Source organism: Flavobacterium akiainvivens, assembly GCF_001278115.1.
Classification (GTDB): Bacteria; Bacteroidota; Bacteroidia; order Flavobacteriales; family Flavobacteriaceae; genus Flavobacterium; species Flavobacterium akiainvivens.
The window spans coordinates 900599-925719 of sequence record NZ_LIYD01000005.1 but is presented as its reverse complement, the minus strand read 5'-3'; the positions used below and the strand labels follow the sequence as shown (position 1 = coordinate 925719).

Genomic DNA, 25121 nt, shown 5'->3' with positions numbered 1-25121 from the left:
CTGTGAGATTGGTTTCATTAGAATTTTCAAATTTTGGGTTACTAAAATTTTTTAGATGTAGCTCTGAAACAAATAGTACAAACTTCTAAAATGCTTGCGCTATGGAAATCGTGTTGAATGAAATACTATCAAAAATCCGGCATCAAGAGGACAAGTTGTCATCCAAAATGATGCGAACAGCGGAAGAGGCTTACCAAATGACCTTATTCCTAAATGAAATGCTGTTTACTGTAAAGATGAAAGTCTTACAAACCGGGTTTAAAGACGAACAGCAGGAAATTAATTTTTTCAGGAACATTAAACCGCAGATTTTAGGAAAACTCATTTATTACAATAAAGTATTCCGTATTGAAACTAGCTGCCCGGTAAGTACCGGAAGAATACACCAAAGCTATTTTGAAAATCAACTTAAAATCCTTAAATCCGAATATAAAGAAAGCATATCCAATGAGGATTTTTACAGGTATTACCGTGCAGGTAGGATTGATCGAGACCATTGTTATTTCAGGCTCGGAAAAATCAATTACCATGATGGTTTAAAAAGTACTGTATTTGAAATTGATCTTAGCTTTTCAACTTATTACGATAACAAAGTCGCCCATATTATCGCCAATGAATTACTTTATACCTATTTGCTTACCAAAATAAATCCCGGAAAAAATCCTGACACCATTTTAATAAACGGAGATGCGAATAAAGATATTTCGTGGACTAATTCGCAAAATGCACTTATAGAATTGATTTATGCGCTGTACGCTTCAAAATCCATTGCGCACGGTAAAATAGGCATAAGAAAATTAGCATTGATTTTTCAAATCTTATTCCGAACCTCCTTAAATGACATACATCATTCTTTCCACCGGATGAAAACAAGGGCAGGCTCCCGAACGGTGTTTTTAGACCAGATCAAAATTTCCCTCGAAGAGTATATGGATAAGGACTTTTAGCAATATCAGCAAAGGCGTTTGAAAGCAGTATACAAAATGTACTGCTTTTTATTTGCCCATATCTGCCAATTGGCAAATGCTGGCAGAAGGCTATTTGAAAATAGGAGCAACACACTGAAATCCTTGTTTTACAAGGGTTTTTCTCATTGCAAAAAAAATCAAAAAAGTGCCAAACCAATGGGCAAGCATTGGCAAACAAACACTACCACACTTCTGAATTTTGTCCTGTGAATATTAAACAACAGTGCTATGAACATTATAACAATTGACGAAGAAGTTTGGAAGTACCTCAACGAACGGTTGAAAGCCATTAGCGAATATATCCTCAAACTGGAAGATACAAGCTACGACAGCTTATGGCTTAACAATCACGAAGTCTGCCAGTATCTCCACATCAGCGAAAAAACATTGTGGCGTATGCGCACCAACGGGCAGATAGCCTTTTCAAAAATGTACGGACAGTATTACTATACCATTGGTGCTATCAAGGAAATGCTCAACGCTAACGCTGTGCAGACTACCGATGAATATGTGGAGCAGCTTATGGCGAAAGGCAAAAGCTATATCGAAAAAGGCAGAAAGCTGAAATCAGGTAATCATTAAAAGCGTATCCGTATGAATATCGACAAAATGGAATTTGTGGCGTGGATGGAACGCATAATGGACAGGCTGGACATTCTCGGCAACCACATAGACGATTTACAAAAGAAACGGAACAGCATAGACGGCGAAGAGTTACTTGATAATCAGGATTTATTGCAAATGCTGAAAATAAGTAACCGTTCCCTGCAACGGTATCGCTCCATAGGCAAACTCCCTTATTATACCATTAGCGGAAAACTGTATTACAAGCTGTCTGATGTACATCAGTTCATCAGGGAAAGTTTTAACCCACCCTTGCCCAAACTGGATGCCAATAAGTGACAAACACTGCCTTTGAGTGCCACATAGTGCAAATCAGTGAAGGCTTCCTTTACATTCGACCGTGAAATTTTAAAATTTTCATACTATGAGCGAAGAAACAACAACTAAGCAGGAAATGCCCGAACAGCTTTCGGACATATTACTTGTACTGGATAAAGAGAAAATGAAAATCCAGGCAGTAAAAAGTATCGACGAAAACGGAAAAATGGAAACCGTTGACCCCACGAAAAAAAATCAAAACCAGTTTATGCGTGTGGATAAAAGCGGCGATTTCTTTTCCAACTTCTTTTCCAATTTTTTCAGCCAGTTAAAGAACCCTACAAACTTTACTTTCTTCAAAGTGCCTGCCCCGGTTGCTGCGGAAAAAGCACAGGAACTTCAAAAGCACGTAGATAAGCCTACTCCACAGGGCGAAAAAGTGCTGAAAGAATACGAAATGAAAGCAGAACCCCAACCGGATAAAAAACAAGAAAATCAAAATAATATGGCAACAGCACAAACAACAACGGAAGCAAGCGAATACCGCTACAAGCCGGAGCAGATTGATTGGGACACAATGAAAAACCTCGGATTAAGCAAAGAGTATCTTGAAAAAAGAAACCTGCTCAACCCTTTGTTACGAGGTTACAAAACCAATGAGCTTTTACCGATAGGTATTAACCTCGGTGGCTCTATCCTCCGCACAGATGCCCGCCTGTCTTTACAGCAAGGCGAAGACGGCAATGTTATCGTGGCAATACACGGTATCAAAAAAGAACCTAATCTGCACTTTGAGTTTTTCAGTCACAAGTTTACGGACGAAGACAAGAAAAACCTGCTCGAAACGGGCAATATGGGGCGTGTGGTCAATCTCGTAAATTCCAAAACAGGCGAACTGATGCCGTCCATTATCAGTATTGACAGGCTGACCAATGATGTAATTGCACTGCGCACGGAGTTTATAAAAATTCCCGATGAAATTAAGGGTGTGAAACTGAATGAGGAACAAAAGCAAACTTTAATGGAGGGCAAACCACTCTACTTAGAGGGTATGATTTCCACGAAAGGAACGGAATTTTCGGCAACGGTACAATTCAATGCCGATAAACGATACGTTGAGTTCCTGTTTGACAGAAGCAACAACAATCAGCAAGCCCAAACGAACCAGCAGAACACCCAACAAAACAATCAGCAAAGCCAACCGCAGGAAGCTCCAAGAACTTTCAGGGGCAAAGAACTGGATGATGAGCAGTATAACAAGTTCAAAGCCGGACAAACCATATATGTTGAGCTGAAAGATAAAAAAGACCAACCGTATAAGGGTTATATCACTTTCGACAAAGATACCGGAAAGACCAACTTTGAGTTCCCCGGTCAGTATAAAGCACGGGTAGAACCTGCTGAAACTCATAAAACGCAGACTGCCGTTAATTCGGAGGGTAAAACCAACGAAGCGACTAAGAACGTCCAAGAGCCTTTGAAGTCCGGGCAGCGAAGACCGAAAAACGAAAAGCAGCAAGAACAGCAGTACAACAAGCCTGCAAAATCCAAAGGCAGAAAAATATAATACAGTATGAAAACAATTATTGCAGAAAAACCAAGCGTAGCAAGAGAGATAGCCGGCTTGTTGGGAGCATCCGATAAAAAGGATGGCTACCTGACAGGTAACGGCTATTTTGTTACGTGGGCATTCGGTCATTTAATAGGACTGGGAATGCCCGAAGACTACGGCATTTCGGGATTTGACAAAACATCCCTGCCGATATTACCCAATCCGTTTTTATTGACCGTTCGCAAGGTCAAAAAAGACAAAGGGTACGCTGCCGATGCTGGCGCATTAAAGCAACTGAAAGTCATTGAGCAGCTTTTTACGAAGAGCAACAGCATTATCGTTGCTACCGATGCAGGTCGTGAGGGCGAACTCATTTTCAGGTACATTTATGAATACCTGAAATGCAGCAAACCTTTTGAACGCCTTTGGATAAGTTCACTTACCGAAAAGGCAATAAAGCAGGGCTTTGACAACCTTAAAGATGGGGCAGCATTTGACGGACTGTATCAGGCAGCGCAAGGCAGAAGCCGTGCCGACTGGCTTGTGGGCATTAATGCTACGCAGGCATTGAGCATTGCCGCAGGAAACGGTATCTATTCGCTCGGAAGAGTGCAAACGCCCACACTGGCTTTGATATGCAAACGCTACCTCGACAATATGAATTTCACGGTAAAGATATACTGGCAGGTACAATTAACGCATAACAAAGCCCAGGTTGATTTCAAAAGTATTTCCGCAACCAAATGGGACGAAAAGCAGCTTTCCGATGATACCCTTAAAGCTATTCAGCGTGGCGCAACGGCAACCGTCACATCGGTAGAAACCAAAAGCGTTACGGAACAACCGCCTTTATTGTTCGACCTTACTGGGTTGCAAAAAGAAGCCAATAAAAAGCTAAGCTTATCAGCCGATGAAACCCTAAACATTGCCCAAAGTCTTTACGAAAAGAAATTCATCACGTACCCACGTACCGGAAGCAAATACATTCCTGAAGATATGTGGGCAGAAATTTCCAACCTTGTGCGGGCTTTGCAGAACCGTCAGGATTGCAAGCAAGCCCTTACCAAAATCAAATGGGGACGGTTCAATAAACGTATCGTGAATGACCTCCGTGTAACAGACCATCACGGTTTGTTGATTACGGATAAAGTACCGTCCGTACTTAATGCAGACGAAAACAAGATTTACAATATGATTGCGCTTCGGTTGCTCGAAGCCATATCGCAAGCCTGTGTCAAAGAAATAACCGATGTATCATTACAGGTATTGCATTACGGCTTTACGGCAAAAGGCTGTAAAATTCAGGAAGCGGGTTGGCGTTCCATTAAAGGGAGTTTTACGGACGATGGCGAAGAACCAGTGCAGGAATTACCTGAACTGCGTAAAGGCGACGAACTTGCCCTAAAGGAAGCTGCCGTTTTGGAAAAGCAGACCAAACCGCCAGTGCTTTACACCGAAGCCGGGCTTTTGTCGGCTATGGAAACCGCAGGGAAAAAAATTGAGAACGAAGAAGAGCGCAAAGCCCTCAAAAATATCGGTATCGGTACGCCTGCGACAAGAGCCGCCATTATAGAAACCCTGTTTACCCGTAATTATATCCAAAGGGATAAACGTTCTTTAATCCCTACCGAAAAAGGATTGCAGGTGTACGGGCTTGTCAAAGAACGTAAAATTGCTGACGTGGCAATGACCGCCGAATGGGAATTGGCATTGCAGAAAATCGAGAACAACGATGCGGATGCGGGAACATTCCAAAAGGAAATGGAAACCTATGCCAAATCCATTACTGATGAATTGCTGCAAACTTCTATTGCAAGCACCAATCAGCCGAAACTGACCTGCCCGAAATGCAAAAGTCAGCAGCTCATTATCCGTGATAAGATTGTGAAATGCCCTGATGAGGCTTGTAACTGGGTACAGTTCCGCACCGTCTGCGGTGTACAAATCAGTATTGAAAATGTAATAAATCTTGTCAATAAAGGCAAAACCTCGCTTATTAAAGGAATGACAAGCAAAGCTGGAAAAAAATTCGATGCTTATATCATACTGAAAGAAAATGCCGAAAGTTCTTTTGAGTTTGAGAAAAACAAAAGCAGTAAAAGCAATGGAAAATAAACCGTCAATCGTACCCAAAGAAATCAGGAACCTGATTTATACCGTCCGGGGCAAACAGGTAATGTTGGATAGCAACCTCGCTGCCTTATATAAGGTAGAAACAAAGAACCTGAACAAAGCCGTTAAAAGAAATATTGAGCGTTTCCCTGTATCATTCTGCTTTCAACTGACCGAAGAGGAAGTTGAAAACTTGAGGTTCCAAATTGGAACCTCAAGTTTAAGCTACGGCGGCAGACGTTATTTGCCCTATGTCTTTACCGAACAAGGCGTTGCAATGGCATCTGCCATACTCCGTTCGGATATAGCTGTTAAAATGAGTGTGGAAATAATGGAAGCCTTTGTAGAAATGCGGCGTATGCTTATCAGCAACGCTTCTTTGTTTCATCGTTTGGACAATATCGAGTTAAAGCAACTGGAAGCCGATCAAAAATTTGAAGAGCTATTTAAGGCTTTGGAAAGCGACAAGCTCTATAGCGAAAAAGGCATTTTCTATAACGGGCAGGTATTTGATGCCTACGCCTTTGTTTCCGACATTATCCGAAGTGCCAAAAATTCTATTATCCTGCTCGATAATTATGTGGGTGATACGGTACTTACCTTATTAGGTAAGCGTAGAATGGCGTAACTGCTACAATCCTTACCAAAAGCATCAGCATTCAGTTACGGTTAGATTTACAACGCTACAATAGCCAATATCCTCCGGTAGATATTGAGGTTTTCTCCGATGCCCACGACCGTTTTCTGATTATTGACCATATAGAACTCTACCATATCGGGGCATCACTCAAAGACCTGGGCAAAAAATGGTTTGCCTTTTCAAGAATGGATATTGAAGTCAGCAGGATGCTTCAAATGTTGCATTTAAACCATTTCATGATTATCTAATTGGATTACAGGAGCCTAGGCGAAAAAGCGTCTTTAGGTAAGCCATAATTCAGCCATAAATAATCTAAATCAGCTTTGAAATAGATATTACTGCATTTTCTGTCTTACTATTCCATAATGGACAGTAATTTATCCTAATAAAATGATGATAGAAATTAGAGGTCGAAAATATATGACCTGGGCATATTCCAATTCCTTTTCCCAATACAGCCTTTTGTAGAGCGAATGCATCAGTGTTTTCAGGTAGTTCTATCCAAATGCTGAGACCACCTTGGGGAGGTGACAACCTTATATCTTTTGGGAAGTAATTAGAAATGGCATTAACATATTTCATCATCTGGCCCTGAAGTGCCGATCTCAGTTTTCTAAGATGTGTTTCATACTGCCCACTTTCCAAGTAACGTCCTATTGCATCCTGTAGTGCGGGGTTGGTGGAAATGTTAGAGCCGAATTTCAGCCGTTCAATTTTTGCCTGATATTTTCCAGCAGATACCCAACCGATCCTGAACCCGGGAGCAAGCGTTTTCGAAAATGAAGAACAATAGAGAACATTATCATATTTATCAAATGCCTTTACAGGCAATGACCTCTCTATACTGAAATTCAGCTCACCAAGGGAATCATCTTCGATCAGCGGAATACCACGTTTACCCAATAGGTCTGCAAGCAAAAGCTTATTCGCATTGGTCATTGAACTTCCCGTGGGATTATGGCATGATGGCATAAAGACACATGCAGCAACTTTTTGATTGGTAATCGCTTCCCTAAGAAGTTCAATCGACACGCCACCTTTAGCATCCAGTCCAATTTCGAGTGCTCTAAGTCCCCTGCTTTCCAAGCTTTGAAGTATCCCATGATAAGTGGGAGATTCTATCGCTACAATATCTCCTGGTCTACAAACTGCATCCAAACTTAGGTTGATGGCTTCCATGCAACCATTTGTTACCAAGATGTTTCCTGTAGATAAAGGGGTATTCCAATCTCCAGTTCTCCTGGCAATCTGTTTGAGCAATCTTGGATGCCCGTCAACCAGTGGATATTGAAAATTATCATTACTGAGTGAAGTAAGTGATGCATGTACCGCTTTGTTGAGCTTGGTGATGGGAAGCAATTCATTTACCGGAGCAAGGATCGAAAAATTAACGATACCATTTTCTTTTGCATTTTTCATCATGGCAGATGCCATAGCAGTAACTTCTACTGTTGATGGGATGGAAAATTTAAAAACTTCTTTTGGAGCTTGAAACGAACTAGAAAATGAATTGATGATATACCCAGAACGCGGTCTCGAAACGATCAGGCCTTTTGCTTCCAGAATAGAATATGCCTGAAAGACTGTGTTAATGCTTACGTTCATTTCCTCACTCAGTTTTCTGACTGAAGGAACCTTATCTCCACCCTTTAGCATTAGTCTTCCTATCGACGCTTCAATTCTCTCGGCAACCTGTTCATACAAAAAACTTTTCCCAACCATAATTATTCGATATGCATTGTCTTAATTCACTATTTCACAAAGTAAAGAAAAATTTATATGCAATCCATCTGATACCTTTTTTTAATTAACATCTGAAACTGTTTTTATTTATTGAAATGCCGCACCTTTGTTGAACAAAATCAAGAAATAATGTCAAACGATATAAAAACAATGAAAGCTTGGCGTTTGCAAGCTTTTGGATTGGAAAACCTAACACTGGATACAGTAGAAATTCCTACGGTCGGTCCAAATGATGTGCTGATAAAAGTAGGCGCAGTTTCGCTAAACGTTAGGGACAAGGCAATAGTCGATGGAATCTATGAACCAGACATGATCCCTAAGCAATTGATACCTGTTTCCGATGCTGCTGGGACAGTAGTAAAGGTTGGTACAAATGTAACAAGATATAAGATCGGAGATCGTGTAACACCACATCTTTACTCAAAATGGATCGAGGGAGCACCTGCACCAAATGAACCAGATTTCTGCTTTGGAGCACCACTACCAGGTGGCTTGGCAGAATATATGGTCATCCATGAAGAATTAGCAGTCTTGGCTCCTGAAACCCTTACTGATGAAGAAGCCTCTACATTACCAATCGCTGCATTAACCGCATGGTATTCCTTGATAACATACGGCAACCTTCAAGCAGAAGAAACCGTGGTGATTCAGGGAACGGGTGGTGTTTCCATATTTGGAATTCAGATTGCACATTCGTTAGGTGCCAGAGTGATTGCAACAACCAGCAGCGATGAGAAAGGAAAAATGGCCCAGGAGCTAGGTGCCGATGAGATCATCAATTATATAACCACACCAGATTGGGCGAAGGAAGTTCAAAGGCTGACAAATGGAAAGGGGCAGATCAGCTATTAGAGGTTGTTGGTGGTGAAGGACTAAATGATTCTGTAGAAACTACAAAGGTTACAGGGCAAATAGCCGTAATAGGGTTTTTGGCGGGACAGACAACCAATCTGAATTTGATGAAGGTAATCTTCAAGCAAACCAAAATTCAGGGGATTGCCGTTGGGAACAGAACAGCATTTGAGGAAATGAACAAAGCCTTTGATCAGTATAATATTAAGCCCGTAATCGAAAAAGTATATGGGTTTGACGAGGCAATAGAAGCCTACCAACACCTTGCAAAATGAGCATTTGGAAAGATTGTAATCAAAATAAGTTAGGTAAATATTTAAAATTAAAAACATGTCACAAAATATAAAAACAATGAAAGCTTGGCAATTACAAGGTTTCGGGATGGATAATCTCAAATCAATAACTACTGAAATACCAACGCCAGCAAAAAATGAAATATTGGTAAAGGTGGGTGCAGTATCCCTTAACTTTAGGGATAAGGCCATTATTGATCAGATTTATCTGCCTGAGATCATGCAGTTCCCATTTACCCCGGTTTCTGATCTAGCGGGAGAAGTGTTAGCGATCGGTTCAGAAGTAGCCCGCTTCAACATTGGCGACCGTGTTACTTCACACCTATATGGAAGTTGGATCAAAGGTAAAAAACATACCTCTCAAACAGCATTATCTGGACTAGGTGGGCCAGTGAATGGTGGACTAGCAGAATATGTACTTTTGGATGAACAGGCTGCTGTAATTACTCCTTCAACTCTTACGGATGAAGAGGCGGCTACATTACCGATCGCAGCTTTGACAGCTTTTTTTGCGTTGACAGAGCATGGTGGTCTTGAAAAAGGTCAGACGGTTCTAGTACAGGGAACTGGCGGTGTTTCAATATTTGCGCTCCAACTTGCTAAAGCATTGGGGGCAAAAGTTATCGTGACTTCCAGCAGTGATGAGAAACTTGCTAAGGCAAAAGCATTGGGTGCTGATGAGGTGATCAATTATATCAAAACCCCAGAATGGGATAAGGAAGCTTTAAGGCTTACCGGGGGTGCAGGAGTAGATCATATCCTTGAGGTTGTTGGTGGTGAAAACTTTGAAAGATCGGTTGAAGCTGCTGCAATTGGCGGGCAGATACACGTAATCGGATTTCTGAATGGAACACATTCAAATGCTGCCATGCTGACCATTTTGTTTAAAGGGGTTAGAATCAACGGTATCTTGGTCGGAAACCGAAATGCTTTCGAACAAATGAACTTATTGATACAGGAGCATAATATAAAACCTGTTATAGATACCGTTTACGATTTTGAGAATGCAAAAGAAGCCTACAAACATATCGAACGTGGTGCTTTTGGCAAGCTTGTTATAAAAGTTTCATAATTTTTCTACTTATCCATAAATTAAAATTATTCATATGAACGAGGCAATAAACACTTCCGAACAGGCATCCATCCAAAGGGTGGTATGCTTCAAATTTAAGAACGAAACTTCGACCGAAACAATTCAGGCACACATTGATGGGTTTGATGCTCTTAAGAATACCATATATCCTACCACATAAAGCTGGCCTAACCATTCAGGGAGAATTAAAAGATACTCCTGAATATGATGTTATGCATTATATGACCTTTAGGCGTGAAGAAGATATCCAGTTGTATTATGATCATCCGACCCACATGGACTTCTTTGGAAAGTTCGGTGAAACTTGGGAAAAATTCTTAGTTGTCAATTCTAAATTGGTATAAATTATAGCCTTTATGTCAAACGACAAACAGAAACCCGAAATTTTTATTACAGGTGCAACCGGTTATATCGGTGGCACCTTTCTTCATCTGATGTTGCAGCGTGACTACCTGAGTAAGTTCATCATTTCAGCGCTAGTATGTCGTAAAGAAGATACGAAAACCATGGAAGATTTGGGCATAGTTCCCGTGATTGGAACACTGGATGATTTTGAACTATTGAAACGCAAGTCAACGGAAGCCACTATAGTATTTAACATGGCAAACTGTGATCATCAGCAAAGTGCTATTGCTATTTTACAAGGGCTGACCCATCGGTTCAAACAAACGAATGAACGTCCAATTTTGATCCATACCTCAGGAGCAGGCGTATTGTCTGAAAATTCTAATGGTATGGGAAGCCCGCTTTCTGAAGACCCAACCGCAATGTTGTGGGATGATAGCGATTTTAAATCTCATGTTGACATTCCAGATTATGCTCCCCATCGCCATGTTGATGCAGAGGTTTTTGCAGATGCAAAAGAAGGGGCGGTAAAGACATATTTAATGGTTCCGCCAACGGTATTCGGGAAGGGGCTTGGGATATTTGCCGAAAAATGGATGTCAATTCAAATACCACGACTTGTATATCAGACCCTTGTGAGCCGTAAAGCGATGTTTGTCGGTAGTGGAGAAAATCAATGGACAAATGTTCACGTTGAAGATTTGGCCGAGATTTACCTTCTGGTTTTAGATAAAGCATTGGAAGATTTGGCACCTGAAGGATTGAAGGGAATATATTATCCGGACAGCGAATTTTTTGCTTGGTCGTCAGTAGCAAATCGAATTGCGGAAATCCTTTACCTAAAGAAAATAATCAGTAACCCTGTTGCTTCCAGTGGTCTCCAGCCTGGATGGTTTTGGGGAAGTAACGTTCGTGTGAAATCCACAAATGGTAAAAAGTTAGGATGGCGATCAAAAATGGGAGGCACGGATGCTATGCTGAAAAGTGTAGATTGGGATGTCGAACTAATGTTGGATTTTCTATTAAATAGATAATTATGTGTAAGAACTCAGCCAGTAAGGCATATTGATTTGTATAAGAATTCGAAATGAAAAGGGCCGAAACCCTTTGTTTTTCGAATAAAAACGGCAATTATTGAACATTTATATTTGTTGATAATATTGTGACTATCACACAAATAGTAAAAAATACGCCTTTATTGTTGTTTAAATGATGTTTTTTGTTTCTCTTTAATTAAGAGAATAAATGAAAAACTCTGCCAAATCACCCAAAATGACGGATAAAAAACCCCTTTTAGAGTATCAAAAACATCGTTTAGAACTCGCTATTGACGAGATATCCACTCCTCAATAGAGCTTAATTAAATTCTCCTTGTCCAACTTGAATTAGCAGATATTAATTCGATTATTAGGGTTTCCAGTATTTCATTTACCCATTCTAATTCAAAAATCAAGTTGTTTTTAGCAAACCTAAAAGTTAAATCTTGTTTTTCTGCGTGAAATATCTTGTTTCGTAAATAGTAACAGTATTTTATACAGATGAATATAATAATTTCCAATTCGGTATTTGCTACTGGATTTTTAACTTTATCCTTTAAGTATTCTTTAATCTTCTTAAAGATTATTTCATTGTCTGCCGAAGACTTATTGTTATGATAAAGTTCTTTGATATAGTCGAACTTATTAAACTTACTTTCAACTTTATCCAGATTGAAAATATCTTTTAAATCAGCTTCAAAATAACTGATATTATCAAATAGGTTTTTACAAATAACCGGATTGTGATACCTGAAGATAAATGCAATAAAAGAAACAATCTTTTCTTTTGTGTCGTAATCATTACTTAGTAGCTCATAGAAACGAACTTTTTCCCGAAGTTCTTTAGCCGTAATGGTTCTTGCCTTATGCAATGATTTTGAGAATAATGTTGGATCGGCAAGTATAAAATCTCTCATTAAACGATGGCATTCATTTTCATTTGCACCATTTCCAAAGTAGTAATATATTGAATTAAAAGACTTCCACAGCTTTTCAAAACGCTCGCTCTCTTCATTGGTAATTTTTGACTTCAAAAGATAAGTTAAAGCATATTGGATTGCGTTGGATTTATCATTAATCTTAAATATGTCGACGATATTGGCAGTTGGAATATCAACGCCTTGAAACTTATCGTTCAATATCTGTTCAATATCAATTTTTGCGGTTGGCAACGAAAGTATTGCTTCTTCTCCTGTCTGCTTTATTCGGTTAATGGAGATCTCCTGAATAGGAATAAAACGGTTTACTCGAATATAATAATATATCAGAGATTTTATAATCTGATTATGAATAGAATTGCTTTCCGAAAAAACAATGTTTATAAGATTGATTTTTGCAGTTCTATTGCACTTAATGGTTAGCTTATTGTTCTCAACTACTAACTCGTCATTTGTATCTGAACTTCCTTGATATTCCATTTCAAAAACTTCCTTAGTAATTGAAGTATCATGAGCCGAAAAACTGAGGTTGATGGAATAATTGTGCTTTATTTTAGTCTTTGCGAATGTCTTAATTGAGCTTGTTATAAAGCTGTCAAACTTTGACTTCTTTTCATAATTATAAATATCATAAATGTAAGGATATAAATATTTAAACTTTATCTTGAAATCTGTTATCGTATAAGGGTCGCCATTAAATGAATTGTGCAAAATCAAAAGTTTATCATTAATGGTTTTAACTGGTTTTCCTTTCTTTTTTTTAGTCAATCTTACATCTTCGCCAAGATTTTGCAATGCTCTAAAGGCTTGCTCTTTAACTTCAAATATTCTGTCCGTTTTCATCAAACGATACAATTCTTTTTTGCTGTCAAAGCATTTATACTTTGAAAAGAAATCTATTGCTATCAATCTGTTTTGGAAGTCGGATATATCATTTGCAAGGCTTATATATTCTGCAATATTGTTTGGTTTCTTACTCTCAAAATCCTTTTTAGCCATATTCTTTCCCGGTATTGTTTAATTGTCAAATTTAATCAAAACCAATCTGTATTCGGGTGCTTCGCTGATTATGTTTACGCCAAATCCTGCCACTCAACGCCAAACCCTACACCATTCTCAAAGGCATTTGCTCTTGCATCTAATTTTAGTATTTAAGTAAAATTCTAAACAAAATAAAGTATGGATGTACAGCAAAAAGACCTATCATATTTCAGATTAAGGCTGCAAGAATTATTAAACAGCAGCTTTCCCGAAAAGGCACACGACCAAAAATTTATAGACCAACGCTCTTCGTGGGCTGCCAATGCTTACGAGGGTGCTTTCCGTTCAGGAAACGCCGTTGAGCAATGCGACGAAATAGCCAACTACATTCTTTTTGAGGGCTTGCACTTCTCCAAGTTCGACACGGTTTTCAAAGTGGTATACAATGAATTTGACACCCTAATGGCGGACGAGGAACTGCGACCATTCGCCCTGAAAATGTTCCCCGTTTGTGAGCCTGTTTTCGCAGGATATGAATTAACTGATGATTTCGCCAACAGAAATGAGTTTGACATGCTCTATACCGAACTGACCGGAACCATCTCAATGTGGATTGAGGAAAATGGGCTTCAGTAAAAAGCAACATCTCCAACTGAATATTGATGCCCTGCGAATTGTTTTTAAACTGGAAAAGGAGAAACGGCAAGCCACCGTAGGCGAAAGACTGCTAATGATGCGATACAGCGGATTTGGCGGTCTTAAATTCGTTCTGAACCCCGTAGAGAAGGCAATAGACATCAATCACTGGAGAAAGACGGAACACGACCTGTTTCCGCTCACGCAGGAACTACACACGCTACTCAAAGAAAATTCCGAAGATGATAAACAATACCGCAGGTATGTGGACAGTAACGGGATAATTGCGAAAGATGAAAAGCTGGCGGCTATGAACTTCCTGAACGCACTGGAGAAATTGTCCGGCTATATCGAGCAGGAACAAAAGAAGATTGTGGAAATTAAAAAAGACTTACCTGTTCTTCAGGAAGTATTTAACGGAAACTGGTCTAAGGAAAGCCGATTGAGTGAGCTTAAAACGGAACTGGCTGCCGTAGAAAGAAAGATACAGCTATCCATTACACTGGAAATCAAACAAGATGCCCCGGAGCAGGTCGAAAAGCAGAAAGAAACCCCTGTGGTATCTGAAACCATTGTACGGACAAAAGGTGTTCATTTGCACCGTGGAATATTGTAAGAAAGCTATTCTCTTTCTTCCTGTTCATCAATTTTCTTGATTAGCGCATCCCGTAGGCTGTCAAGAAATTTTGTTTGATTTATTTTCCGGCTTTTAAGTTCTAAATAAGTATGATAGAAATCGCCCAGGTTGATATTAAAAGCAAGTTCAAATGTCTTGGCTATAATTTTAATGTCCGTATTGCCATTGTCAAAAACACCTTGTGAATGAAGTGCATAAATCAGCTCCGTTAACGCTGTTTTACTTGCTGTCCAAGTCAAAGGATAACCGTCAGATTTTTTTTTCTGATTGCGTTTGTTTAACTGGTCTTCAATATAAACTTGTACAAGGTCATTCGCAATAATTTTGGCGACTTTATAATCGTGGGAAGTTGAAAAGCGGTGGTCTGCTTCAAAATAAAAAGTGTCTAAACTCAACTTAATGTCACATCTACCCCTGACGAAAAGTTTTTCGTCAATAAACGTGCTATTGGTACGGTAATATTTATAAAATTCCAAGTTATTATCAAAATACCTTTTAATTTTTTTTAGCTCTCGATTAAGAAATTTTCTTACCGGCTTTGATCCGTATGGCTTTTTGGTTTCGATTTTATAAATGGAGTTAAAGTAAATGAGTTTAGATACGATAGCAGGTTTCTGGTATTTAAAAAACTGGATTTCCTCATTAATGCTGTTAAATCCCCTTTTTATAACAAATTCCTTTAATTCGGACAAGCCTTTAAGAATAAAGGTTATAGCTGTTTCTGTTTTTTCGATTGAATTACCGGCTTCAATCTCTAACTCATTGATTGCTGTTTCCAGATTATTTAGTATTTCATAGTAAAATTTATCCATTTAGGAGTTTAAATATGATAATTGATTGCCTCTAGATAAAGTTTAACCATTGAACTGAGGTTCATTCAAGGTTATTACAGTTGAAATATTATAACAATATGAGTAATAATAAAACATATTTATATAGATTATCATTATACAACATGTAGTAAATCCTTTCCATATATACTGTCATATAAACTATATTTCTTATTTTATTGTACCACGTAATTCATACTGGCAACCTCCGATACTCTAAAATATCCATATGCAAAGTTTTCAAAATGAGTTTGGTTTAAGATATTTCCTCTCACTGAACCTGGTAATGTCTGGAATGGTCCAGACCCTGCACCGGAAGCTGCTAATAACTTTCTGAAATAATCATAGTATCTCTTTGAAATACCATACAACCTAATGTTTACCTGATCTCCGGCTTTTAAATCTTCGTCAGAAAAAAATTGACGCATAAGGTTGCCCTGACTTTGTTCATCATCCTGGGCCTTATATTCCGGATAAGTTGATACAGGCGAGACAATACGGTGCAAATAGTAATTTTCGTTTTGCCCGTCATCCTGATATTTGTATTCGATTTCAATTTCATCGCCACTAAAGCCACCAGCATTATTCTGTATAATATTATTTTCAATTTCTGGTACACCTATCAACGTTTCGGTTGAGGTATAAACTTCGCCATTCAACTCTATTTTCAAGGTATAAGTTTCGCCCAGAACAGGTGCAAAATTGTTGCAGATATATTCTCCAGTTCCGGGAGTTTCTATAAAATCAAAAGCAATATTTGCCGAATTTGTTACAACAACACTTGCCCCCGAAACTGTTGGGAACTCGGCATTGTAATATCCTGTAGTAGCAGAAAGTATTACTTTCTGGTCGTTCCCTGTTGTGCCTTTTACCCAATCTATTGAGGCATCAATAACCAATTGAGGGGTTGCTATTTCTAGATCTACATCAACCACTTTTTCGCATGAAAAAAGAGAGATGCACAATAGTATAAGTAAATATTTATAAGTTGTTTTCATTTTGCATGTTTTTAAAATTAAAATCTAAAATTGTAGCTCACGCCGGGGATGATACCGAAAATGGAAATCTTCTTTGCCTCGCTTATTCCTGTATCCCGGTTTTGTTCAAACATTAGCGTCGCTGCGTTGCCTCTATTGTAAACATTGTAGATGCTGAAAACCCATTCACTTTTCCATCTTTTTTTACTGTCAGGCTTTGGTGTGTAGGTAGCCGATAAATCCAAATGATGATAGGCCGGAAGCGAGTTAATATTTCGTTCGCCGTAATTGGCAATAGTAATGCCCTGATAAAGATATTTGCCGATTGGATAAGTTGTAGCTTTCCCTGTTTGGTAGGTGAAGACACCACCAAAATTCCATTTTTTATTGAGCTGATAGGCACCTGTGAGGGAGAAATTATGCGTTTTATCGTAATTGGCACGATACCACTCGCCGTTGTTGATGCCAGATTCATATGCATTTCTTCCGGGTGTACGTTGCTCTGCCCTGGAAAGTGTGTAAGAAAGCCAGCCTGTAAGTTTTCCTGTATTTTTTTTCAGCATCAGCTCTAGCCCGCAAGACCTTCCCTCGCCATTAAGCATTACCTCCTCTATCGCTTTGTTGGCGATCAACTCGGCACCGTCAATGTAATCAGTCTTGTTTTTAATTCTCTTGTAAAAAGTTTCTGCTTCCAATGAGTAATTACCATTGCCGAAATTTCTGAAATATCCCAGTGCCACCTGGTCCAGAATTTCGGGTTTTAAGTATTGGTCGCTCGGTGCCCAAATGTCCAATGGGGAAACTGATGCTGTATTAGAAATTAAATGTATGTATTGGCTCATCCGGTTATAACTCGCCTTAACGGATTGGTTATCATTTATGACATAAGAAACTGCTAAGCGGGGCTCAAAATTGCCAAAATCAATAATCCTCTCGTTTTTATTATAATGTATTGTACCTGTTGGCGTTCCTGCTTCGTAAATCTTTAATTCAGGATTATAAACGACGGCTTGGTTATTGGCATATGTGTTTACATTCTGTTCACCTAAGCGCTGAAAATTGCTATATCGCAATCCATAAGTCAATGATATTTTATCAGAAAGTTTTTGTTCAGCACTGATGTATAAGGCATTTTCCCAGGCATATTTTTCTTCAATCTGGTCTGGATTGATAGACGATGTGAAATCCATCGGTTTTATTGTACCTGGATTGAATTGATAATAAATAGAGTTGATGCCATAATTCAAAATAATTTTATCAGACAGGTTATGGGTGAAGTTGTATTTGAAATTGTAGTTATTAATATCAGATACCCAATCAATGCCAACGTATTTTATCTTTAAGCCATAATCGTATTTGCTATAAATTACCGACGCATTGGAAAATAACTTCTCAGAAAAGGTATGATTCCACCTAAGATTAAGAAATGAGTTGCCATAGTTATTGCTGAAAAAATTACCAAAATCCATTTGATCTTTCCCAAAATATCCCGATAGGAAAATGCGGTTATTATCATTAATCTTATGGTTGAGTTTGGCATTCAGATCATAAAAAGAAACAGAATTGGCATTATCCGCCAGTTTCAAAAATAAGTGTGCATAGGAAGCACGGCCTGCAACTACGAAAGAACTTTTATCTTTTACCAGGGGGCCTTCAACTAATAATCTGCTGGCAACTGCCCCGATTCCTCCCGTTACGTGATATTCCTGATTGTTCCCTTCCTTTTGATAAATATCTAGTACAGAGGAAGTACGCCCTCCAAAATTAGCAGGTATACCGCCTTTATACAATTTCAAATCCTTGATCACATCAGCATTAAAAACTGAGAAAAAGCCAAATAGGTGCGAGGTATTATAAACGACGGCTTCATCTAAAAGCACCAGATTTCCATCAACCGAACCACCCCTAACGTTAAAACCTGTTGCGCCTTCCTGCGCATTACAAACCCCTGGCAGTTGCAGTATAGCCTTCAAAATATCAACCTCGCCCATAATTGCGGGCATTTTTTTAATGGTGTTGATGGAAAGTCTATTTACACTCATTTCCGGTTTACGGATGTTTGTTCTTGAGTGGTTTACTGAAATTACTACGGCATCTAATTCGGTGCTCTTTGCGAACATAGAGAAATCTTTTTTGATGTTTCCTGTTAAAGAAAGATGTTCCTCAATAGTCTCAAAACCTACATAACTGATTACGAGTGTATATTCTCCTTTTGGAAGTGTAATAGAATAAAAACCATAAGAATTGGTCACTGCCGAAACATTTGCCTCTGGAATGTAGATGCTTGCGCCGATTATAGTTTCGGTATTTTCTTTTATAGCGATAGTACCGCTAAGTGTAAATTTTTCCTGTCCGTATGCCACAAATGAAATTGCGATAAGGAGCAATGTGTAAATGATTTTGTTTGTCATCTTATTGAAATCGATTTAACGATTAATTTTGGATGCAAACCTATTGTTCTGAGCAACTGCCTCTTTTTAAATTATACCAAATTGGTTGCTTTTTATACTAAAATGCATTGTGGTACTACTAAAAATAATACAGCATTTTATTGAAATTCGAGCAATGCTTATTCGGTATAAAAAATAAAATCTTAGATAGAGCTTGCAAAGCCCTTATCAATGTGTTATTTGATCCGTTCTTTACGATGGCGTAGTATCTTCTGACCCAAGAGTAATAACAGGATATCGGTATAGCAGCAGATAATTTGGAGTGTTTGCCGATAACAGAGAAAATATTTCGGATGTCCTCACATAGTGTTCATCCATGAGCCTATAGTAAAAAAGAATGTAAAATAAGATGGTCTAACCTAAAACTAAAATTCACATGAAGATTCTCAGGGAAATTACAAATCCCCACTTTCTTTATACATTAATTAATTATTAGGCTAGGTGTTTAATGCTTAATCAAAGTGTTTATCGTGGCTGATAATCCTACCATCTGCCAACTCAATCGTGCGGTCGCTGTTTGCAGCAAAGTCGTTATCGTGCGTTACCGCTATAATGGTTTTATTATGGTCTTTTGTAATCTGCTTGAAAATATCAAATACAACCTGGGTATTTTTGCTGTCCAGATTACCCGTTGGTTCGTCACACATAATAATGGCCGGGTCATTAATAAGCGCCCTTGCAATAGCAACTCTCTGTTGTTGTCCGCCGCTGAGTTTTGAAGACTGTTTTAACGCCTGGTTTTCAAGCCCCAGCATTTCGAGTTTTTGGTAGGCTTTTACCTCAGCCTCTTCATGGGATAGCCTTCCAAGCTTTAGTGCAGGGATCATTACATTTTTTAAACACGAAAATTCTGGCAACAAGTAATGAAATTGGAAAATGAACCCAATATCCGCGTTTCGCATAGCAGATAGTTGATTTTGCTTTTGCCCAGTGACCTTTACACCGTTGATATAGATTTTGCCTTCATAGGATGTATCCATGGTACTCAGGCAATACAATAATGTAGACTTTCCTGACCCACTTTTCCCTACAAGTGTCAGGAATTCTCCCTTAAAGGCTTCTATATTTATATCGTCAAGCACCTTGAATTTTACGGGCTCATTAAAATATTTTCCAAGTGATTTGGTACTCAATATGATTTCTTTGTTTTTCATGCTATTATTTTCTAAAAATTTCCACAGGATCAACATCCGCAGCTTTCTTTGCCGGAAAATAGCCTGCACATATTGTTATGAATAAACCAAGTGCCGAACTGCTGGCAAATAGTCCGCCCTCGAACTTGATGGGGAAATACCCTATGTGGCCTCCCATATATACATTAGACATAATAGCAATAAATATCCCACCAGCAATTAAACCTATAAAAATTCCGACTAGTCCCATAAAGATTGCTTCAATTAGGAATATCCATACCACATTGCTTCCTGAAAAACCGATGGCTTTTAAAATAGCAATGTCATTTATTTTTTGTGAAATCGTGGAACTTAAGATATTGTAAATACCAAAAGCGGCAACAATCAATATGGAAAGTGAAATTGCGTTCATTAATGCATTCCTTGTCCTGTTTGATGAAAGCGCGTCTGCATTGGTGGTTTTCCAGTCCTCCACCGTGTATGTGGTAAGCTGCCTCAACCTTGCCCCATAGATGTCACTTTTATCAGGATCTGGGATGTTAATGTATATATCATTGACAAAGGACGATCCCTTCTTTACAAATTGTTGGGCTGTGGATATATTGACATAGGATTTTGAATTGTCTGTCGCAGTTAATCCACTAGTGAAAATGCCTACTATCTTCATCCTTTTTACAACGCCGAACGAAGAGGTAACCGTAAGGTTATCATCAATCGCCAAGTTAAGCTTTTCGGCTATGCCACTACCGATAATTATGGCATTGAGATTATTTTGCAAGTCTTCAAGCCTTCCTGCAACAAGGGTCTTTCCTGTTTTGAACATGGCATCATATTCAAATATATCAACACCGCTGCCGAAACCATTAATCTGTGCCTGCCCGCGATTATAAAATAGATCAAAGCTGACCTGCTCAATCGCGTTAACCACATAAGGTTCTTGTTTTATACGTTTCAGGAGCGCTTCGGGATCGACAATCTTTTTCGAAAGGGTTGTTATTTGAGGATTTATAATTGCGACAATTTCAGTCGAATCTTTCGGAAATATGAGCGGGATGCTTATCTCATCGTCGTGATAAATTTTAATATGTGGGCTGCTCTTAAACATCTCTTCTCTTGAAAAGTTTGTAAATCCTGAAACAAGGGAGTTAATAAACAGGTAGATACTCAATCCTAATGTTACGCCAAGTATCGCTATTAAGGTTTGTCTTCTCCTGGTAACGATATGTGTTAAGGCGATATCTATATTTATATTCTTTTTCATAGTCTATCATTGTGGTTTTCCTTCAGTTTGTTTATTCTTCGACAGATCTTCCGTTACCAATATTGTGTCGTCGCTTATGCCTTTTAAGACCTGAACCCATTGACTGCTAACAAATTTTGTCTCGACCTTTATCCTGTTCTTTTCACCTTTTACTTGAACATAACCGCTATAGTTAATATAATTACGTGGAATTAATAGCGCATTCTTGGTTACTCCTACGACAATATTGCTTTGTAATTGTGTATTCACAATCGTAAAATCGATTGTCTCAGTAAATGCAAGTTTGCAGATGAACGATTGGCTTTCCTCGTCAAATGCCGGGTAGATTTCTTTTACCGTGGCTTTGTAGATTTTATTTTTTCGGGTGTTAAGCTGTATGTGTGCTACCTGTCCTTCTTTTACTTTGGAAATGTTCGCTTCATCTACGTTAACCTTGGCGTAGATGGTGTTGGGATTGCCGATTAACGCTATTGTTTCGCCGCGTTTCACATAATCTCCTTTTTTCTTGAATACTTTAAGCACTTTTCCTTCACCTATGGCGTTAACGAGGTTATGGGCACTCATAAGGTCATTTATTTCTTTCGTGGCATGTGTATTTATCCGTTCCTGCTCAGCTTCCTGTCGCAGCCTTCGGTAATTTTCGAGGGCGCTTTCAAAGTCCTCTTTAGAAGTAATGTACTGTAATTCTGCATTATCAAGATCTACTTTCGCGACACTATTGCTGGCCCAAAGTTTCTGGTATCGTGTCAGATTGAACAGGTTCAGTTCCATTTTAGCCTTGGTCGCTTCTATGGTATTTTGTGCTTGCTGTAGGACCGGAGCACCGGTATGGGTGTTGCTCTTTGCTATGATGTACAGGCTGTTTGCACTCTGCTGGTTGAATTTAGATTCAAGATTATTAATTACGGCAAGAACAGTGCCCAAATGAACAACAGTTCCTTCTTTAAAATTAACTGCAACAAGGTAACCGTCCGATTCTGCTGCCAGATTATAGGACTGCCCAGCCTCCAGCATGCCCGATGCAAATACCGTTTCGGTCACGTCTTTCCGTATTGGTTTCGTTTCTTGGGTCTTCCTTCCACATGAAAAAAAAGACATTGAACAAAGAATGGCTATTGCCATTTTTATTGAGTAATTTTTCATCTTATGGTATTATTAATATGAATTTTTGTTTTTGCGGCTGATGCTGATACCTGAGCCGAAACCAGGTTATAAATACTATTTACCATATCATCATAACTGTTCAGTACCTTTTGCAATTCAATAAGCCCTTCTTGGTATAGGCTAAGATTCTTTTCGTAGTTTTCTTTCCTCAGCTGAGCGACCTCTCCATAAGACGAAATTTGGCTCAAGGCCTTATAATAGTCAATTTCCAACTGACGCTGTTCAATACCGGCCTTGATTTTCTGCTGTTCAGTATCCTTCTGCGCCAACAAATAGTTATGGTTTGCTTCCGAAATCTGCCTCATGGTTGAGGAAGATGGGATTGGGATGCTCAACTTTAGCCCGATGTAGCTGCTGTTAATCCAGTCTACGTTACTGTCAAATAACCTACTTCGTGTGTTGTTCTGTTGGGTAGTATAGCTTTGGAAAAATGACAAAGTGGGGTACAGCGCATATTTTTGCTGCCGGTAATTGGAAAGCGCCACACTTTCTTTTAGCTCACTGTTTTCGATACCTACCCTGCTCAGTCCAACCTTTACTTTTTCAGAAAACAAGCTATCCTGCAGGTCTTGTATGGTAATTTGTTCGTCTTCGGGAAAGTCACAAAGTATTTTCAAGACAAGGTATTGCTGTTGGATCTGGTATTTAATCTGGTTGTAATTTTCCCTAGTATCAAGAGAAGAGATCTTGGCCTCATTCACGTCCTGCTGCTTTATAAGACCCCCGGCATATTTATTTGTAGTTATCTGTAGTAGATTCTCCGCTGATTGCAGGTTTTTTTCAGTGCTTGACAATTGTTGCTGTAGCGATACGATATTATAATACGTGGACGCAATATCTTCATACAGTATCTTAACTGTAAGTTTTTTATCGGCAATACTTTTTTGGATGTTTAGTTTAGAAAGTTTCAGGTTCTCCCAGCCCTTAAGGTTTATCAACTTTACATCAATATTCTCATTGCCAGTACTCACAAAAGGGATACCAGTCTGGATAGGCACGAATGTGCCATCCTGCCCACCGAAAACTGAAGCAGGGAATAAATTGACGGGTAACTTCGTGTTATTCGTGTAATTAAAGGATAAATTACCTGACATGTCTGGAACACTTAAGATAGCAGCCAGGCGGGCCTTTTTTGCCTGTCCAATGCGTATTTCATCCGATTGCAGCGTAATACTTTTAGAAGACACATAGGAAAACAAGGAGTCAACCGAGTGAAATTCGTTATGTTGAGCCCGGCAAATATTCAGGAAAAATAAAGATAGAGCTAAAATGCAAATAAGATGTTTTTTAGGTTCTGTTGCAGTAGAAAATATTCTTTGTGGTGTATTATTTTTCATCTTAAATAAAAATCGATTACCGATCATAATTTTGGATGTAAAACTACCCTTTGGGATATCTACCTTTTTTGGAATTATACCAAACTCTATATCTTTTATAGCAAAGTATATATGGGCACTACTAAAATATATTTCTCATACTAAGCGTTTTTAATAACTTCTTACTTTTGTATAAAAAAGAGGCAGTTTCGTATAAAAAGAAGTCATTGAGACAATATTATGTATAAGTTTATAGTATAAATTTCAATATGAATACTTCTTCCCATCAACAGTTTATAAATGAAAACATATTTTTCCGTTTTCTGATTTCACCTGGGTACCGGGTATTCAGACATTTGCTGTTTATTGGCCTTATCGGCGCGGTATTGTTCAACAGCGGTTCAGTAATTGATAACCCAATTATAATATTCCTCTATTTTATAATATTGTTCTATATAAACATGTACCTGTTGGTGCCAAAATTTTTGTTCAAAAATAAGAATATTGAATACTGCTTATCTGTGATCGGCATCCTTTTGACCGTGGTTATATGTGGCTCTTTTTTCAATCCCTTTGATAAAACAAATGGAATAAATATTCCACTTGTTTCCTTCCTTACCGTGCTGTTGTTCGCGGCTTCATCTTCTATAAAGCTGTTTCAAAAAGGAATGGTGGATAAGCAACTGATCTACGAGTTGGAACAGTCAAAAACGTATGTGGAATTGGAACAACTAAAAAACCAGATCAACCCACATTTTTTGTTCAATATGCTCAACAATGCAAATGTTCTAACCCAAAAAGACCCGGAAAAGGCTTCACAGGTTCTAATGAGGTTAAGCGATTTACTACGCTATCAACTTTACGACAGCGCAAGAGATAACGTGTTCTTGACTTCCGATATTCATTTTTTAGAAGACCTTTTAAATCTTGAAAAAGTAAGGCGGGATAATTTCGATTTCCTGATTTCAAAAGAGGGAGATTTGAGCGGTGTCCAAGTTCCTCCATTGTTGTTCATCTCGTTTGTGGAGAATGCTATAAAGCACAATAACGATCCAACAAAATCATCTTATGTAAACCTGTATTTCCATGTTAGAAAGGGCGAGCTTTTCTTTAAATGCATCAATTCCAAACCTGTGCAGAAATTCATTAGTAGTACTGGCGGCTTGGGATTAACGAATATCAAACGAAGGCTTGAGCTTTTGTTCCCCGAAAAACATCGTTTAGCCATCGAAGATAGTTCTGAATATTATTGTGTAGTTCTATTAATAAAAATATAACAAT

22 protein-coding genes and 1 pseudogene are annotated in these 25121 nt (G+C 38.6%); 14 read left to right on the top strand and 9 right to left on the bottom strand.

Annotated elements, in window-relative coordinates:
- Nucleotides 1-101 precede the first annotated feature (101 nt).
- The 6 genes from AM279_RS04235 to AM279_RS04210 all read left to right on the top strand — a co-directional run bounded on the left by AM279_RS04235 (nt 102) and on the right by AM279_RS04210 (nt 6142).
- Complete coding sequence (locus tag AM279_RS04235) at nt 102-947, top strand: RteC domain-containing protein (protein ID WP_054406398.1); 846 nt, start codon at nt 102-104, stop codon at nt 945-947.
- Nucleotides 948-1196: 249 nt separating this feature from the next.
- On the top strand, nt 1197-1550 hold the full coding sequence (locus tag AM279_RS04230) for a helix-turn-helix domain-containing protein (protein ID WP_054406397.1): 354 nt from the start codon (nt 1197-1199) through the stop codon (nt 1548-1550).
- A 12-nt stretch (nt 1551-1562) separates the two neighbouring features.
- Nucleotides 1563-1871, top strand: coding sequence for a helix-turn-helix domain-containing protein (locus tag AM279_RS04225; protein ID WP_002978404.1), 309 nt, complete (start codon nt 1563-1565; stop codon nt 1869-1871).
- Nucleotides 1872-1956: 85 nt separating this feature from the next.
- Nucleotides 1957-3417, top strand: a complete 1461-nt coding sequence (locus AM279_RS04220) for a DUF3945 domain-containing protein (protein WP_054406396.1) — start codon at nt 1957-1959, stop codon at nt 3415-3417.
- Between the two features lie 6 nt (nt 3418-3423).
- A complete protein-coding gene (locus tag AM279_RS04215) occupies nt 3424-5517 on the top strand; it encodes a type IA DNA topoisomerase (protein WP_054406395.1) in 2094 nt (697 codons plus the stop codon).
- A complete protein-coding gene (locus tag AM279_RS04210) occupies nt 5459-6142 on the top strand; it encodes an ORF6N domain-containing protein (protein WP_425319182.1) in 684 nt (227 codons plus the stop codon). Before AM279_RS04215 ends, AM279_RS04210 begins: the two co-directional genes overlap by 59 nt.
- A 324-nt stretch (nt 6143-6466) precedes the next feature.
- Here AM279_RS04210 and AM279_RS04205 read toward each other — a convergent pair whose 3' ends face one another.
- Complete coding sequence (locus AM279_RS04205) at nt 6467-7876, bottom strand: aminotransferase-like domain-containing protein (protein WP_054406394.1); 1410 nt, start codon at nt 7874-7876, stop codon at nt 6467-6469.
- 150 nt (nt 7877-8026) lie between these two features.
- On the opposite strand from AM279_RS04205, the pseudogene AM279_RS04200 reads away from it, so the two are divergent.
- The 5 genes and pseudogenes from AM279_RS04200 to AM279_RS04185 all read left to right on the top strand — a co-directional run.
- Nucleotides 8027-8962: pseudogene (locus AM279_RS04200) on the top strand (zinc-binding dehydrogenase); the annotation flags it as partial.
- Between the two features lie 117 nt (nt 8963-9079).
- Complete coding sequence (locus AM279_RS04195) at nt 9080-10114, top strand: zinc-dependent alcohol dehydrogenase family protein (protein ID WP_201782527.1); 1035 nt, start codon at nt 9080-9082, stop codon at nt 10112-10114.
- A gap of 34 nt (nt 10115-10148) precedes the next feature.
- Complete coding sequence (locus AM279_RS20865) at nt 10149-10295, top strand: antibiotic biosynthesis monooxygenase family protein (protein WP_236688489.1); 147 nt, start codon at nt 10149-10151, stop codon at nt 10293-10295.
- Nucleotides 10252-10479 carry a Dabb family protein gene (locus AM279_RS21045; RefSeq protein WP_083414784.1) on the top strand — a complete coding sequence of 76 codons (228 nt, stop codon included), beginning with the start codon at nt 10252-10254 and terminating at the stop codon, nt 10477-10479. Before AM279_RS20865 ends, AM279_RS21045 begins: the two co-directional genes overlap by 44 nt.
- Before the next feature lie 12 nt (nt 10480-10491).
- The gene (locus AM279_RS04185) at nt 10492-11514 is read left to right on the top strand and encodes an NAD-dependent epimerase/dehydratase family protein (protein WP_054406391.1); all 1023 of its coding nucleotides are present in this window, start codon (nt 10492-10494) and stop codon (nt 11512-11514) included.
- Nucleotides 11515-11840: 326 nt separating this feature from the next.
- On the opposite strand, the gene AM279_RS04180 is transcribed toward AM279_RS04185, so the two are convergent.
- Nucleotides 11841-13454 (bottom strand): hypothetical protein, encoded by a 1614-nt coding sequence (locus tag AM279_RS04180; RefSeq protein ID WP_054406390.1) that lies wholly within the window; start codon nt 13452-13454, stop codon nt 11841-11843.
- A 180-nt stretch (nt 13455-13634) separates the two neighbouring features.
- Here AM279_RS04180 and AM279_RS04175 point away from each other — a divergent pair, with 180 nt between their 5' ends.
- Both AM279_RS04175 and AM279_RS20800 read left to right on the top strand, forming a co-directional pair.
- Nucleotides 13635-14072, top strand: a complete 438-nt coding sequence (locus AM279_RS04175; RefSeq protein WP_054406389.1) for a DUF1896 domain-containing protein — start codon at nt 13635-13637, stop codon at nt 14070-14072.
- Complete coding sequence (locus tag AM279_RS20800) at nt 14059-14688, top strand: hypothetical protein (RefSeq protein ID WP_054406388.1); 630 nt, start codon at nt 14059-14061, stop codon at nt 14686-14688. Before AM279_RS04175 ends, AM279_RS20800 begins: the two co-directional genes overlap by 14 nt.
- Nucleotides 14689-14693: 5 nt before the next feature.
- Here AM279_RS20800 and AM279_RS04165 read toward each other — a convergent pair whose 3' ends face one another.
- From AM279_RS04165 to AM279_RS04135, 7 genes are all read right to left on the bottom strand, one after another.
- Complete coding sequence (locus tag AM279_RS04165) at nt 14694-15521, bottom strand: RteC domain-containing protein (RefSeq protein WP_054406387.1); 828 nt, start codon at nt 15519-15521, stop codon at nt 14694-14696.
- Between the two features lie 194 nt (nt 15522-15715).
- Nucleotides 15716-16537 carry a DUF4249 family protein gene (locus tag AM279_RS04160; protein ID WP_054406386.1) on the bottom strand — a complete coding sequence of 274 codons (822 nt, stop codon included), beginning with the start codon at nt 16535-16537 and terminating at the stop codon, nt 15716-15718.
- A gap of 17 nt (nt 16538-16554) precedes the next feature.
- The gene (locus tag AM279_RS04155; RefSeq protein ID WP_054406385.1) at nt 16555-18927 is read right to left on the bottom strand and encodes a TonB-dependent receptor; all 2373 of its coding nucleotides are present in this window, start codon (nt 18925-18927) and stop codon (nt 16555-16557) included.
- A gap of 491 nt (nt 18928-19418) precedes the next feature.
- Nucleotides 19419-20120, bottom strand: coding sequence for an ABC transporter ATP-binding protein (locus AM279_RS04150; protein ID WP_054410120.1), 702 nt, complete (start codon nt 20118-20120; stop codon nt 19419-19421).
- A 4-nt stretch (nt 20121-20124) separates the two neighbouring features.
- Nucleotides 20125-21360, bottom strand: a complete 1236-nt coding sequence (locus tag AM279_RS04145) for an ABC transporter permease (protein ID WP_074961710.1) — start codon at nt 21358-21360, stop codon at nt 20125-20127.
- A 6-nt stretch (nt 21361-21366) separates the two neighbouring features.
- Complete coding sequence (locus AM279_RS04140; protein ID WP_082344175.1) at nt 21367-22503, bottom strand: efflux RND transporter periplasmic adaptor subunit; 1137 nt, start codon at nt 22501-22503, stop codon at nt 21367-21369.
- Nucleotides 22500-23861 carry a TolC family protein gene (locus AM279_RS04135; protein WP_160316426.1) on the bottom strand — a complete coding sequence of 454 codons (1362 nt, stop codon included), beginning with the start codon at nt 23859-23861 and terminating at the stop codon, nt 22500-22502. The genes AM279_RS04140 and AM279_RS04135 overlap by 4 nt, the downstream gene beginning before the upstream one ends.
- A gap of 248 nt (nt 23862-24109) precedes the next feature.
- Here AM279_RS04135 and AM279_RS04130 point away from each other — a divergent pair, with 248 nt between their 5' ends.
- Entirely contained in the window at nt 24110-25117 is a 1008-nt protein-coding gene (locus AM279_RS04130; RefSeq protein WP_054406381.1) for a sensor histidine kinase, read from the top strand.
- The last annotated feature ends 4 nt before the right edge of the window (nt 25118-25121 follow it).

Excerpts from the sequence above, each read along its gene's own strand:
- AM279_RS04210 (WP_425319182.1), top strand. The coding sequence starts at position 5,459 with ATGCCGAAAGTTCTTTTGAGTTTGAGAAAAACAAAAGCAGTAAAAGCA.
- AM279_RS04130 (WP_054406381.1), top strand. The coding sequence starts at position 24,110 with ATGAATACTTCTTCCCATCAACAGTTTATAAATGAAAACATATTTTTC.
- AM279_RS04160 (WP_054406386.1), bottom strand. The coding sequence starts at position 16,537 with ATGAAAACAACTTATAAATATTTACTTATACTATTGTGCATCTCTCTT.
- AM279_RS20865 (WP_236688489.1), top strand. The coding sequence starts at position 10,149 with ATGAACGAGGCAATAAACACTTCCGAACAGGCATCCATCCAAAGGGTG.
- AM279_RS04205 (WP_054406394.1), bottom strand. The coding sequence starts at position 7,876 with ATGGTTGGGAAAAGTTTTTTGTATGAACAGGTTGCCGAGAGAATTGAA.
- AM279_RS04180 (WP_054406390.1), bottom strand. The coding sequence starts at position 13,454 with ATGGCTAAAAAGGATTTTGAGAGTAAGAAACCAAACAATATTGCAGAA.
- AM279_RS04135 (WP_160316426.1), bottom strand. The coding sequence starts at position 23,861 with ATGAAAAATAATACACCACAAAGAATATTTTCTACTGCAACAGAACCT.
- AM279_RS04165 (WP_054406387.1), bottom strand. The coding sequence starts at position 15,521 with ATGGATAAATTTTACTATGAAATACTAAATAATCTGGAAACAGCAATC.
- AM279_RS04230 (WP_054406397.1), top strand. The coding sequence starts at position 1,197 with ATGAACATTATAACAATTGACGAAGAAGTTTGGAAGTACCTCAACGAA.
- AM279_RS20800 (WP_054406388.1), top strand. The coding sequence starts at position 14,059 with ATGGGCTTCAGTAAAAAGCAACATCTCCAACTGAATATTGATGCCCTG.
- AM279_RS04145 (WP_074961710.1), bottom strand. The coding sequence starts at position 21,360 with ATGAAAAAGAATATAAATATAGATATCGCCTTAACACATATCGTTACC.
- AM279_RS04225 (WP_002978404.1), top strand. The coding sequence starts at position 1,563 with ATGAATATCGACAAAATGGAATTTGTGGCGTGGATGGAACGCATAATG.
- AM279_RS04155 (WP_054406385.1), bottom strand. The coding sequence starts at position 18,927 with ATGACAAACAAAATCATTTACACATTGCTCCTTATCGCAATTTCATTT.
- AM279_RS21045 (WP_083414784.1), top strand. The coding sequence starts at position 10,252 with ATGGGTTTGATGCTCTTAAGAATACCATATATCCTACCACATAAAGCT.
- AM279_RS04235 (WP_054406398.1), top strand. The coding sequence starts at position 102 with ATGGAAATCGTGTTGAATGAAATACTATCAAAAATCCGGCATCAAGAG.
- AM279_RS04185 (WP_054406391.1), top strand. The coding sequence starts at position 10,492 with ATGTCAAACGACAAACAGAAACCCGAAATTTTTATTACAGGTGCAACC.
- AM279_RS04150 (WP_054410120.1), bottom strand. The coding sequence starts at position 20,120 with ATGAAAAACAAAGAAATCATATTGAGTACCAAATCACTTGGAAAATAT.
- AM279_RS04215 (WP_054406395.1), top strand. The coding sequence starts at position 3,424 with ATGAAAACAATTATTGCAGAAAAACCAAGCGTAGCAAGAGAGATAGCC.
- AM279_RS04175 (WP_054406389.1), top strand. The coding sequence starts at position 13,635 with ATGGATGTACAGCAAAAAGACCTATCATATTTCAGATTAAGGCTGCAA.
- AM279_RS04195 (WP_201782527.1), top strand. The coding sequence starts at position 9,080 with ATGTCACAAAATATAAAAACAATGAAAGCTTGGCAATTACAAGGTTTC.
- AM279_RS04220 (WP_054406396.1), top strand. The coding sequence starts at position 1,957 with ATGAGCGAAGAAACAACAACTAAGCAGGAAATGCCCGAACAGCTTTCG.
- AM279_RS04140 (WP_082344175.1), bottom strand. The coding sequence starts at position 22,503 with ATGAAAAATTACTCAATAAAAATGGCAATAGCCATTCTTTGTTCAATG.